The following is a 12,066-nucleotide window of genomic DNA, read 5'->3' as shown; positions in this document are numbered from 1 at the left end:
GGGAGTGGGGTGGAGCGAGTGGCAGAGGAGGGGACAGGCCGCGGCCGCGGCTGCAAACCGTGACAGGTTCGCGCTGCGGGAAGGTGGAATTCAACCCGTTTTCCGCGGCACCCTCGCGATCCGGCTACGGCCCGTCATGGCCCGGCCGGGTGCGACCGGGCGGCCGGAGCCCCTCCGCCGACTCCCCGTCGACGGGCCCCGCCAGAGGGCTCGGCCCCTCAACACCCAGGCAACGGCGCCCCGTCGATCAGCGTGTCCAGCAACTCCCCAAGCGTCTCGCGCTGTTCGTCCGTCAGGGGCGCCAGGATCTCCCGCGCGGCCGCGCGTCGGGCGTCGTGCAGCGCGTGCAGCGTCGCCCGGCCGGTGTCCGTGAGTTCGATGCGGATGACCCGTCGGTTGGCGGGGTCCGGGACCCGCCGCACCGCGCCGCTCGCCTCGAGGCCGTCGACCAGCGTGGTCACGGCGCGGGGCACGACCTCCAGCCGTTCGGCGAGGTCCGCCATGCGCGGCGGCCCGCCGAAGTGGGCGAGGGTGCGCAGCAGGCGGGACTGGGCCGGGGTGATGCCCAGGTCGGCCTGGTGGAGGTGGCGTTTCTGGATCCGGTGCACCCGGTGGGTCAGCCGCAGCAACTGGTCGGCCAGCGCTCCGTCGCGATCGGGGGTGGTCATGCCGGGAACAATATCAGGACGTCGTTCATTATGAGCATAGGTAACAATGAGCTACGCTCCCTCCCGTCGTCGCCGACCGCGCCCGCGGCCCGGCGCCCACCCACCTCCGTAGGAGCCCATGCACCCCGATCGCGAACCCTCCTGGAGCCCGCCCGCCGACGCCGGGGAACAACCCCGGCAGGTGCGCCGCATCCTGAAGCTGTTCCGCCCCTACCGCGCGCGGCTCACGGTCGTCGGCCTGCTGGTCGGCGCCGCCTCGCTCGTCTCGGTCGCCACGCCGTTCCTCCTCAAGGAGATCCTGGACGTCGCGATCCCGCAGGGCCGCACCGGCCTGCTGAGCCTGCTCGCCCTCGGCATGATCCTCAGCGCCGTCCTCACCAGCGTCTTCGGCGTGCTGCAGACGCTGATCTCCACCACGGTCGGCCAGCGCGTCATGCACGACCTGCGCACCGCCGTCTACGGCCGGCTCCAGCGCATGTCGCTGGCCTTTTTCACCCGCACCCGCACCGGCGAGGTGCAGTCCCGCATCGCCAACGACATCGGCGGCATGCAGGCGACCGTCACCTCGACCGCCACCTCGCTGGTCTCCAACTTCACCAGCGTGGTCGCCACGGTCATCGCGATGATCGCCCTCGACTGGCGGCTGACCGTGGTCTCCCTGCTGCTGCTCCCGGCGTTCGTCTGGATCAGCCGCCGCGTCGGCAACGAACGCAAGAGGATCACCACCCAGCGCCAGAAGCAGATGGCCGCGATGGCCGCCACGGTCACCGAGTCGCTGTCCGTCAGCGGCATCCTCCTCGGCCGCACGATGGGCCGCGCCGACTCCCTCACCGCGTCCTTCGCCGAGGAGTCCGAACGCCTGGTCGACCTGGAGGTGCGCTCCAGCATGGCGGGCCGCTGGCGCATGGCCGTGATCACCATCGTGATGGCCGCCATGCCGGCCGTCATCTACTGGACCGCGGGCATGGCCCTGCACCTCGGCGGGCCCGACGTCTCCCTCGGCACGATCGTCGCCTTCGTCTCCCTCCAGCAGGGCCTGTTCCGCCCCGCCGTCAGCCTGCTGTCGACCGGTGTGCAGATCCAGAGCTCGCTAGCCCTGTTCCAGCGCATCTTCGAGTACCTCGACCTGCCCATCGACATCACCGAGCGGCCGGACCCGGTCCACCTCGACCGCATCAAGGGCGAGGTCCGCTTCGAGAAGGTCTCCTTCCGCTACGACGACCGGGGCGCGCCCGTCCTCGACGGCATCGACCTCACCGTGCCGGCCGGCGGCAGTCTCGCGGTCGTCGGACCGACCGGCGCGGGCAAGTCCACCCTCGGCTACCTGGTGCCCCGGCTCTACGACGTGACCGGCGGCCGGGTCACCCTCGATGGCGTCGACGTGCGCGACCTGGACTTCGACACCCTGGCACGCGCGGTCGGGGTGGTCTCGCAGGAGACGTACCTCTTCCACGCCTCGGTGGCCGACAACCTGCGCTTCGCCAAGCCCGACGCCACAGACGAGGAGCTGTACGCGGCCGCCCGGGCCGCCCAGATCCACGACCACATCGCCGCGCTGCCCGACGGCTACGACACGGTGGTCGGCGAACGCGGGCACCGCTTCTCCGGTGGCGAGAAGCAGCGCCTGGCCATCGCGCGCACCATCCTGCGCGATCCGCCGGTGCTGATCCTCGACGAGGCGACCAGCGCGCTGGACACCCGCACCGAGCACGCCGTGCAGCAGGCCATCGACTCCCTGTCCGCCGATCGGACGACCCTCACCATCGCCCACCGGCTCTCCACCGTCCGGGGTGCCGACCAGATCGTGGTCCTCGACTCCGGGCGCGTGGCCGAACGGGGCGCGCACGAGGAACTGCTGGCGCGCGACGGCCGGTACGCCGCACTGGTCCGCAAGGACGCCCGCCCGCCGCAGGCCTCCGGCGACCCGGCCCCCCTGGAGCCGACGAGATGAAGATATGCCGGGTTTGTGCGGGTGTGCGGGTTACCGTGCCCGCATGCAGAAGAACACTCCGTCACGGAACACGATCCGGCTGACGCGTCGGGGGCGGCTCGCCCTCATCGTGGCCGGAGCCGTCGTGGCCGGCACCGCCGTGGCGGTGCCGCTGCTGACCGTCGAGGGAACCCACCGGGCGACCGCGCCCGCGACGCTCGTCATCCCGGAGGGCTGGCGCGCCGCCCAGGTCTACGACGCCGTCGACAAGGCCCTCCACCTGGCCCCCGGCACCACCCGGCGCAGTCTGCCGCAGGCCGGCCTGAAGCTGCCGAACGACGCCGGCGGCAACCCCGAGGGCTACCTGTTCCCCGCCACGTATCCACTGGACGCGCGGACGACGCCCCGGTCGCTGCTGTCCGCGATGGTGGAGACCGCCGACCGGAGGTTCAACGGGGCGCCCGTCGCGGCCGGCGCCCGGCGCACCGCGCTGAACGTCTACCAGGCGGTCACCGTCGCGAGCATCGTCCAGGCCGAGGCCGCCACCAGGGACGACATGGGGAAGGTGGCGCGGGTGGTGTTCAACCGCCTGGCGCGCGGCATGCCGCTGCAGATGGACTCCACCCTCAACTACGCCCTGAACCGGTCCACCCTGAGGACCACCGAGAAGGACACCCGTCTCGACAGCCCCTACAACTCCTACCGCCGGATGGGCCTGCCCCCGACGCCCATCGACAACCCGGGGGAGGAGGCGATGCGCGCCGCCCTCGACCCTCCGGCCGGCAACTGGCTCTACTTCGTCACCGTCGGACCCGGCGACACCCGCTTCACCGCGAGCCTGGAGGAACACGAGCGCAACGTCGCCGAGTTCAACCGCAACCAGCAGCGCGGCGGGCCCACGGCCCGGTGACCCCGGGGCGCCGTCAGGCCGCGTACTCGGCCGGGACGGCGTCGGGCGACGCGTCCGCCGGGGCGGCGTCGTTCGTGGCGCCGACCGGGACGTCCTCCTCCGTGGCGCCGGCCGGAGCGGTTCCGGCCAGCAGCCGCCTGATGTCCCGTACCGCCGCGCGGCCGGCCCGGTTGGCGCCGATGGTGCTCGCCGACGGGCCGTAGCCCACCAGGTGGATCCGCGGATCGGCGACCACCCGTGTCCTCTCGACGCGGATGCCCCCGCCGGGCTCGCGCAGCCGCAGCGGCGCCAGGTGGTCGACGGCCGCGCGGAAGCCGGTCGCCCACAGGATGACGTCGGCGTCCACGCGCCGGCCGTCGTCCCACTCCACGCCGTCCGGGGTGATGCGGTCGAACAGCGGCAGCCGGTCCAGCACCCCGCTCTCCAGCCCCTGCCGCACGGCGTCGTTGAGCGGCAGCCCGGTCACCGAGACCACGCTGCGCGGCGGCAGGCCCTGGCGGACCCGCTCCTCGACCAGCGCGACGGCCGAGCGGCCCGCGTCCTCGTCGAACGGGCCCTCGCGGAAGACAGGCGGACGGCGCGTCACCCAGGTGGTGGCGGCCGCGTAGGGGGCGAGCTCCAGCAGGTGCTGCGTGCCGGACGCCCCGCCGCCCACGACGACGACCCGCAGGCCGGTGAACGCCTCGGGCCCCGGGTACTGCGCGGTGTGCAGTTGCCGGCCCCGGAAGGTCTCCTGGCCGGGGTAGTGCGGCCAGAACGGCCGGTCCCAGGTGCCGGTGGCGTTGATCAGGGCCCGGGTGGACCACGTGCCGACCGAGGTCTCCACCAGCAGCCGTCCGCCGGTGCCCTCGCGCACCGCGCGCACGTCCACGGGCCGCCGGACCCGCAGGTCGAAGGCGCGCTCGTAGGCGTCGAAGTAGGCGCTGACGACCTCGGAGGACGGCCGGGCGGGATCGGCACCCGTCAGCTCCATGCCGGGCAGCGCGTGCATCCCGTGCACCTTGCCGTACGTCAGCGAGGGCCAGCGGAACTGCCAGGCGCCGCCCGGGCCGGGGGAGTGGTCCAGCACCACGAAGTCCTCGTCCGGCGCGAAACCCGTGCGACGCAAGTGGTAGGCGCTGGACAGGCCCGCCTGACCGGCGCCCACGACGACGACCTCGACCTCGCGCGTGTTGTTCACGTTTGCACCAACAGCGCCGCGCGCGGGGATCTTCCCCTTCCGCCGCGGCGCCCGGCGCATGGGTCAGGATGGAGGCATGTCCGATGCCTTCACCACGCACGTCCTGACCGTCCCGTCCGGCTCCCGCGAGGCCGTCGTCGACCTCACCCGCGACTGCGAGTCCTTCCTGCGCGAGGCGGCGGCCGGCCGGGACGGACTGCTGAACGTGTTCGTCCCGCACGCCACGGCCGGCGTGGCCGTCATCGAGACGGGCGCCGGCAGCGACGACGACCTGCTCGCCGCCCTGCACACCCTGCTGCCGGCCGACGACCGCTGGCAGCACCGCCACGGCAGCCCCGGGCACGGCCGCGACCACGTCCTGCCGGCCTTCGTCGCACCGCACGCGACGCTGCCGGTGGTGGGCGGCCGCCTGGAGCTCGGCACCTGGCAGTCCGTGTGCCTGGTGGACACCAACCGGGACAACCCCGAGCGCAAGGTCCGGCTCAGCTTCCTCGCCGGCTCCTGACCGGCGCGGCCGCAGACGGGCGGACGGGACGGGCCGCACGGCCCCTTGACCGTCCGCCCGCTCGGGCGTCCCGGCGTGACGCGTAGCGTGGGCCCATGTACTCCATGCGGATCTCCGGACACGTGAAGGCCCCGCGCGCCGCCGTCTTCCGCGCCCTCGTCGACGCCGACGCCGTCGCGCGGTGGCGGGCGCCGCAGGGCATGACGGCGCAGGTGCACACCTTCGACCCCCGCGAGGGCGGGCGGTTCCGCGTGTCACTCACCTACGCGTCACCGGACGCCGCCGGGAAGACGGACGCGCACACCGACACCTACCACGGCCACTTCGTGCGCCTGGTACCGGACGAACAGGTCGTGGAGGTCCTCGCGTTCGAGACCGACGACCCGGCGCTGGGCGGCACCATGACCATGACCACCACCCTCACCGACGCGGCGGACGGCGGCACGGACGTCACGATCGAGCACGCGGGCGTACCCGACGCGGTGGTGGCCGAGGACAACGAGACGGGCACTCGCATGGCCCTCGCCAACCTGGCACGGCTGGTGGAGGCGGGGCCGAGCGCGTAGGGCCGCGCCGTACGATCGGCCCGCCCCCCGGGTCCCGCGCAGAGCGGGGGCGGGCCCGCGCCGGATCACCGGTGGGCCGCCCCCGTCGGTCGCGTCAGCCCTCGACCCAGCCGTGGTGCTTGGCGAACTGGGCCAGCCCGGACCGGACCTGGAGGATCTGCTCGGCGGTCAGCGTGGGTGCCGCCGCCAGCAGCGCCTCGGTGACCTCGCGGGTGAACTCCTCCGTGTTGAGCACGTCGCACATCATGTCGTCGTCCAGGCTGAGCGGCTTGCCGTCCTCCCCGCGCGCGAGGCGCACCGACGACGCCTTCGGCCCGCGCTCGCCGTCCTCGATCTCGAACTCCACCACGATGCCCCGCCGCACCTGCGACTCGGGCATCAACATGTCGTTGACGTGCAGGAAGACGTCTTCCCCGCCGTCGTCGGGGGCGATGAACCCATAACCCCGCGCGTTGTCGAAACGCACCACACGACCGGCAACCATCCCAACCCCCAACAGCCTCATCACACCCACTCCGGTGCACCTGGGCCCGATCGTAGCCATGGGGAGGGCCGGGGAGCGACCTCGGCGTCGCCGCCGCTTGCGGGGCGCGCCTTCTCGGCCCGTGGTGTCAGGGCGCGCGGTAGAGGGCGGTCAGCAGCTCGATCACGGCCTGGGTCGCCGGGTGCGGGTCGTCCCGCCACCAGGCCAGGCGTACGGCGACCGGCTCGGCGTCCCCCACCGGCCGGTACACCACGCCCGGCCGCGGGTACTGGTGGGCGGTCGACTCGGCGGTCACCCCGACGCCGCGCCCGGTGGCGATCACGGTCAGCCAGTCGTCCACGTCGTGGATCTCCTCCACGGCCGGGCGCGCGTCCGGCGGCCACAGGTCCGCCGTGGTCGTGCCGGTGCGCCGGTCGATCAACAGGGTCCGGCCGCCGAGGTCGGCGAGCCGCACCGACCGGCGCCGGGCCAGGGGATCGTCGACGGCCAGCGCGCACAGCCGTCGCTCGAGACCCACGATCGCGGTGTCGAAGCGACGGTCGTCCAGCGGGCGGCGCACCACCGCGAGGTCGCACGCGCCCTCCGCCAGACCGGCACTGCTCGCGTTGACGCGCACGAGGTGCAGCTCGGTCCCCGGATGCCGTTCGGCCCACTGCCGCTGGAACGCGACGGTGTGCCGACCGAGCGCCGACCAGGCGTAGCCGATCCGCAGCCGGGTGTGCCCCGAGGCGACCTCCTGCACCAGGGCGTCCACCTCGCCGAGCACCCGCCGCGCGTGCGCCACCACCCGCAGCCCGGTGGCGGTCGGCGCCACCACCCGCGAGGTCCGCCGCACCAGCCGTACGCCCAGCGCCCGTTCCAGGGAGGCCAGGGTGCGCGAGACGGCCGCCTGGGAGACACCGAGCACGGCGGCGGCGTCCGTGAACCCGCCCTCGTCGACGATCGCCACCAGACACCGCAGCTGCCGCAGCTCCACGTCCCGCACGTCCCCGGGCGCCCCTACCTGCCCCGTCGCTCCGTCCATACGCTCATCGTATGGACGGAGCGAGGAATGCATTTTGCGCAACGCACGGACGGGTGCACGCTCCGGGTATGCCTGCCGCATCGCCCTCCGCCGCTTCCCCGTCCGCCGGAGCCCCCGCGCCGCTGACGCCGCCGGGCCCGCTGCCGGCCGCCGCGGCGACCCCGGCCGGGGGCCGGCTGGCCGGCGTGGTCTCCATGATCGGCAGCGGGGTGTCCAACCAGACCGGCGCAGCGATCGGCTCGCTCGCTTTCCCCGTGCTCGGGCCCGCCGGGGTGGTCGCGGTGCGGCAGTACGTCGCCGCCCTCGTCCTGCTCGCCGTCGGCCGGCCACGGCTGCGCTCGTTCACCCGGCGGGAGTGGACGCCGGTCCTGCTGCTCGCGCTGGTCTTCGGGACCATGAACCTGTCCCTGTACACCGCGATCGACCGGATCGGCCTCGGTCTCGCGGTGACGCTGGAGTTCCTGGGACCCCTCACCCTCGCCCTGGCGGCCGCGCGCCGCAGGGTGGACGCGTGCTGTGCGGTGGCCGCCGCGGCGGGCGCGGTCACCCTGATGCGCCCGCAGCCGTCGACGGACTACGTGGGGATGGGCCTGGGCCTGCTGGCCGCGGCCTGCTGGGCGTCGTACATCCTGCTCAACCGGACCGTCGGCCGGCGCCTGCCCGGTGCCGAGGGGTCGGCGGCGGCCGCGCTGGTGTCGGCACTGGTGTTCCTGCCGGTCGGCGTCGTCCTCGCGGTCCGCACCCCGCCGACCCTCCCGGCCCTGGGCTGCGCGGTCACCGCCGGGGTGCTGTCCTCGGCCGTCCCCTACCTCGCGGACCTGTTCACCCTGCGCCGGGTGCCCGCGGCCGCGTTCGGCCTGTTCATGAGCGTCAACCCGGTCCTCGCCGCGCTCGTCGGTTGGATCGGCCTGGGCCAGCGGCTCGGCCTGCTGGACTGGGCGGCGGTCGCGGCCGTCGTCCTCGCGAACGCCCTCAGCATCCTGGCCCCCTCCGGGCGCGCTCCGGAGCGGCCTCCGGTCAGGCGGACTCGGCGCGCTCGGCGTCGCGCTGCTTGAGGCGCGCCGCCTCCTTGCGCACCTCCGCCTGGGTGGCGCGCTCCTTGGCCAGCCACTCCGGCATCTCGCTCTTCAGCGCCTCGATCTGCTCCGTGGTGAGCGCCTCCGTCACCCCGCCCCGGGCCAGGCCCGAGATGGACACACCGAGCTTCGCCGCGACCACCGGACGCGGGTGCGGTCCGTTGTGCCGCAGCTCGCGCAGCCACTCGGGCGGGTTCGCCTGGAGCTCGTCCAGCTCGGCGCGCGAGACGGCCCCCTGCTGGAACTCGGCGGGGGTGGCGGGGAGGTACACGCCCAGCTTCTTCGCCGCGGTCGCGGGCTTCATGGTCTGGGCGCTCTGGTGCGACGTCATGCCGTCCAGCCTATCCGCCACGGGAAAGGCCCCCGACCACAGCCGGTAACCTTGAGCGGGTGACTGACTCGGCGGATTCCTCCACGTTCCGGCTGGCCTACGTCCCCGGAGTGATGCCCGCCAAGTGGGTGCGCGTGTGGGGCGAACGCCACCCCGACACCCCCCTCACCCTCCTGCAGACGACCGTCGCCGAGGCGCCCGCCCTCCTGCGCGACGGCTCCGCCGACGCCGCCCTGGTCCGCCTGCCGGTCGACCGTACGGTGTTCAGCGCGATCCCCCTCTACACCGAGACCACCGTCGTCGTGGCCCCCAAGGACCACCTGGTGACCGCGGCGGACGAGGTGACCCTCGACGACCTCGCCGACGAGGTGGTCCTGCATCCCCTGGACGACGTCCTCGGCTGGGACCGGCTGCCCGGCGAGCCCGCCTTCGAGCGCCCGGCGACCACGGCCGACGCGATCGAACTGGTCGCGGCCGGGATCGGCGTCCTGATCGTGCCGCAGTCCCTGGCCCGCCTGCACCACCGCCGCGACCTCACCTTCCGCCCGCTCACGGACGCCCCCCGGTCGGACGTCGCCCTGTCCTGGCCCGAGGAGGCCACCACCGACCTGGTGGAGGACTTCATCGGCATCGTCCGCGGCCGCACGGTCAACAGCACGCGCGGCCGGGCGAGGCCGGAGCAGGCGGACGACAAGCGCGGCGCGAGGACCGGCGGGAAGACCGGCGGGAAAACCGGAGGGAAAGCCGGGGGGAAGGCCTCCGGCGGCGGTGGCGGGAAGTCCACCGGCGGCGGTGCGCGGTCCGGCAGCGGCACGCGGTCGGGCGGCGGCACCCGCTCCGGCGGAGCGGCCCGCGGCCGGAGCGGCGGCAGCGGCGGCAGCGGTGGCGGGCGCGGCGGCAGCGGACGGCCGCGCCGCCGGTCCTAGAACGGACCCGGGACACTACTTCCCGGTCGCCCGCCCGATCTCCTCCACCAGCGGCAGCAGCCGGTGCGGCACGCGTTCGCGCAGGGCGACCTCCGTCCGGGTGCGGACCACGCCCGGCAGGCTGATCAGCTTCTGGATGACGTCCTCGAGGTGGGCGTTGTCCCGGGCGACGACCCGGGTGAGCAGGTCCCCGCCCCCCGTGATCGAGAAGGCCTCCACGATCTCCGGCACACCGGCCAGCGCGTCGCCCACGTCGTCGAGGTGCCCCTGGGTGACCTCGATGTGCACGAACGCCAGCACCGGGTGGCCCAGCGCGGCGGGAGAGAGGGACGGCCCCGTTCCGGTGATCACGCCGTCCCGCTCCAGGCGGTCCAGGCGAGCCTGGAGGGTGCCGCGGGCGACGCCCAGGACGCGCGCGTACTCCCGGACGCTGGTGCGCGGTTGCTCCAGCAGCAGCCTGAGGATGCGGGTGTCCAACTCGTCCACGGCCATGGCGCCCGGCCTCCTCGCTCCGTACCTGATCGCCCCCGACTGTACCAATGGCCCAGCCCGGCGCCGCCCCGCTGAGCCGTCCGCCCTGGTCCGTTGGCTCGTCGGCGGACCGGCGTGGAGCGTCCCCGGTGGGCCAATGGACCAGCGGGGCGGTGGTCGCTTGAGCAGATGGCGTCCGGGATGCTCTCATGGACCCGTCGATGGCGCTGCGGATCCCGCGGCGCCTTTTCCATGCCGGTGCACCGACCGGCGCCCGGAGTTGTCCGCAGTTGTCGCACAGGGGGCGGTACGCAGTGTTGAAGAGGGTGTTCGTGGCTCCGGACCCGGGGCGGGCGCGGCTGCGCTTCGCCGCCCGGGCCGTCCTCGGCATCGGGCTGGCGGTCGTGGTCTGCGGCCTCGCCGGACACTCCCTGACGGGGGCGGTCACCGGCGGACTGGCCGCGCTGCTCGCCCTCTTCACGGTCGCCGACGCGACGGTCCGCGGCCAGGCGGTCACCACCGTCCTGCTGCCCGTCGTCGGCCTGCCGGTCCTCACGGCCGCGGCCCTGCTCCACGACGTCCCCGTGGCCCGGGACCTGACCTTCCTCGCCGTCACGGGCGCGGGCGTGTACGCCCGCCGCTGGGGCCCGCGCGGGCACAGCCTGGGCGTCTTCGCGTTCATGATGTTCTTCGTCGCGCAGTTCCTGCACGCGAGCGCGGCGCAGCTGCCCGAGCTGTACGCGGCCCTCACGCTGTCCGTGCTCAGCGCGGCGGCGGTCCGCTTCGGCGCCTGGTGCTACGAGCGCCGGACGCCCCCGGCGGCCGTGCCCGCCCCGCCCGGGGGCAGCGGCCTCGCCCGGGTGACCACCCGCCAGGCCGTGCAGGCCACCGCCGGCGCCGGGTTCGCCCTGGTGGTGGGCCAGCTGGTGTCCGGGCAGCGCTGGTACTGGGCGGTCGGCGCCACCTGGTGGATCTTCGTCAACACCACCTCGCGCGGCGAGACCCTGGTCCGCGGCTTCCGCCGCGTCCTCGGCACCGTCATCGGCATCGGCCTGGGCGTGGTCGTCGCCGTGCCGATCGCGGGCACGCCCGTCCCGACCGCCGTGCTCGTCGCCGTCAGTGTCTTCGGCATCTTCTACACGGCCGCCGTCTCCTACACCTGGATGATGCTCTGGGTGACCCTGCTCGCCGAGCTCCTCTACGGTCTCCTCGGCGTCCTCACCCCCGGCCTGCTGGCCCTGCGCCTCGCGGAGACCGGTGTCGGCGCCCTCGGCGCGGCCCTCGCCGTGCTGTTCCTGCTGCCGGTGACCACCCACGCCATCACCGACGCCTGGATCCAGCGCGCCCTGCGCTGCGTCCACGCGTGCACCGCGGAGGCCGCCGCCCGGCTCGCCGGGCACCCGACGGCCGACCCGGCCCGGCGGGTCGCCGAGCTGGAGCAGCTCCTCGGACGCGTACGGCTCGCCGTCGCCCCGCTCGTCCACCCGCTGAACCCGGTGCTCGCCCGCAAGGCGCGCGCCCGGCGGGTCCTGGACCTGCTCGACACCTGCGCCCGCGAGATCCGCGGGCTGGTCGCCGTGGCGACCGACCCGGAGGCCTCCCACGACGCCCGCCTCGCGGCGGCCTGCCGGCGGGTCGAGGCCGCGGTGGAGGCGCTCACGGACGGGGGAGCGACGGCCGAGCCGCTCGCCGCGCCGGTCCCGGCGCCCCGGACGGCGCCCGAGCCGTCGCCTGCGCACGGCCCCCTCGCCCACCTGCACGGCCTGGAGCGCGCCCTCGCCGACCTGGCCCACCCGCTGCGCGCGCCCGCGGGATCCTCGCTGGTCGACGCCTGAGAAGGCGGGGCGGGCGCAGGGGGAGTGCAGGGCCGGCGGCCGGGAGGACCCAGCCCTTCCGGCCGCGCGCCGCCACGTGCACGACTCACCCGAAGTGGCCATTCTTGGTCTAGACCTCAGGTGATCGACTGCTACCGTCACTCGGAACAGCGGCTACCCG

General features: G+C 74.4%; 13 protein-coding genes. 7 read left to right on the top strand and 6 right to left on the bottom strand.

Translation table 11 applies throughout. The features are described 5' to 3' along the window. Window positions 1-218: 218 nt before the first annotated feature. Window positions 219-668 (bottom strand): MarR family winged helix-turn-helix transcriptional regulator, encoded by a 450-nt coding sequence (locus tag E4U91_RS04815; protein ID WP_137305478.1) that lies wholly within the window; start codon window positions 666-668, stop codon window positions 219-221. Window positions 669-786: 118 nt separating this feature from the next. Between E4U91_RS04815 and E4U91_RS04810 the strand changes: the two genes are divergently transcribed. Both E4U91_RS04810 and mltG read left to right on the top strand, forming a co-directional pair. Next, window positions 787-2,619 carry an ABC transporter ATP-binding protein gene (locus tag E4U91_RS04810; protein WP_137305476.1) on the top strand — a complete coding sequence of 611 codons (1,833 nt, stop codon included), beginning with the start codon at window positions 787-789 and terminating at the stop codon, window positions 2,617-2,619. Window positions 2,620-2,662: 43 nt separating this feature from the next. Further along, window positions 2,663-3,508, top strand: coding sequence for an endolytic transglycosylase MltG (gene mltG / locus E4U91_RS04805; protein WP_137305474.1), 846 nt, complete (start codon window positions 2,663-2,665; stop codon window positions 3,506-3,508). A gap of 13 nt (window positions 3,509-3,521) precedes the next feature. On the opposite strand, the gene E4U91_RS04800 is transcribed toward mltG, so the two are convergent. Then, entirely contained in the window at window positions 3,522-4,688 is a 1,167-nt protein-coding gene (locus E4U91_RS04800; RefSeq protein ID WP_137305472.1) for an NAD(P)-binding domain-containing protein, read from the bottom strand. A 76-nt stretch (window positions 4,689-4,764) separates the two neighbouring features. Here E4U91_RS04800 and E4U91_RS04795 point away from each other — a divergent pair, with 76 nt between their 5' ends. Together E4U91_RS04795 and E4U91_RS04790 are read left to right on the top strand one after the other, a co-directional pair. Then, window positions 4,765-5,193: a YjbQ family protein gene (locus tag E4U91_RS04795; protein ID WP_137305470.1), complete on the top strand. Its 429-nt coding sequence runs from the start codon at window positions 4,765-4,767 to the stop codon at window positions 5,191-5,193. Window positions 5,194-5,288: 95 nt separating this feature from the next. Further along, the gene (locus E4U91_RS04790; RefSeq protein WP_137305468.1) at window positions 5,289-5,759 is read left to right on the top strand and encodes an SRPBCC domain-containing protein; all 471 of its coding nucleotides are present in this window, start codon (window positions 5,289-5,291) and stop codon (window positions 5,757-5,759) included. Window positions 5,760-5,853: 94 nt separating this feature from the next. Here E4U91_RS04790 and E4U91_RS04785 read toward each other — a convergent pair whose 3' ends face one another. Beyond that, window positions 5,854-6,243: a cold-shock protein gene (locus E4U91_RS04785; RefSeq protein WP_137305466.1), complete on the bottom strand. Its 390-nt coding sequence runs from the start codon at window positions 6,241-6,243 to the stop codon at window positions 5,854-5,856. A 127-nt stretch (window positions 6,244-6,370) separates the two neighbouring features. Next, window positions 6,371-7,267 (bottom strand): LysR family transcriptional regulator, encoded by an 897-nt coding sequence (locus tag E4U91_RS04780; protein WP_241678505.1) that lies wholly within the window; start codon window positions 7,265-7,267, stop codon window positions 6,371-6,373. 194 nt (window positions 7,268-7,461) lie between these two features. Between E4U91_RS04780 and E4U91_RS04775 the strand changes: the two genes are divergently transcribed. After that, entirely contained in the window at window positions 7,462-8,322 is an 861-nt protein-coding gene (locus E4U91_RS04775; protein WP_174867913.1) for an EamA family transporter, read from the top strand. On the opposite strand, the gene E4U91_RS04770 is transcribed toward E4U91_RS04775, so the two are convergent. After that, window positions 8,285-8,674 carry a DUF5997 family protein gene (locus tag E4U91_RS04770; protein WP_137305462.1) on the bottom strand — a complete coding sequence of 130 codons (390 nt, stop codon included), beginning with the start codon at window positions 8,672-8,674 and terminating at the stop codon, window positions 8,285-8,287. The two genes, E4U91_RS04775 and E4U91_RS04770, sit on opposite strands and share 38 nt — an antisense overlap. 59 nt (window positions 8,675-8,733) lie before the next feature. On the opposite strand from E4U91_RS04770, the gene E4U91_RS04765 reads away from it, so the two are divergent. Then, window positions 8,734-9,600 carry a LysR family substrate-binding domain-containing protein gene (locus E4U91_RS04765; RefSeq protein WP_179959687.1) on the top strand — a complete coding sequence of 289 codons (867 nt, stop codon included), beginning with the start codon at window positions 8,734-8,736 and terminating at the stop codon, window positions 9,598-9,600. 15 nt (window positions 9,601-9,615) lie between these two features. Here E4U91_RS04765 and E4U91_RS04760 read toward each other — a convergent pair whose 3' ends face one another. Continuing rightward, window positions 9,616-10,092, bottom strand: coding sequence for an Lrp/AsnC family transcriptional regulator (locus E4U91_RS04760; RefSeq protein WP_137299939.1), 477 nt, complete (start codon window positions 10,090-10,092; stop codon window positions 9,616-9,618). A 293-nt stretch (window positions 10,093-10,385) separates the two neighbouring features. Here E4U91_RS04760 and E4U91_RS04755 point away from each other — a divergent pair, with 293 nt between their 5' ends. Further along, window positions 10,386-11,906 (top strand): FUSC family protein, encoded by a 1,521-nt coding sequence (locus E4U91_RS04755; protein WP_137305460.1) that lies wholly within the window; start codon window positions 10,386-10,388, stop codon window positions 11,904-11,906. Window positions 11,907-12,066 lie beyond the last annotated feature (160 nt).

The sequence above is a fragment of the Streptomyces lasalocidi genome, from assembly GCF_005280215.1.
GTDB classification, from domain to species: domain Bacteria; phylum Actinomycetota; class Actinomycetes; order Streptomycetales; family Streptomycetaceae; genus Streptomyces; species Streptomyces longwoodensis.
The sequence above is the reverse complement of the archived record's forward strand: the minus strand, read 5'-3'. Positions and strand labels throughout refer to the sequence as shown.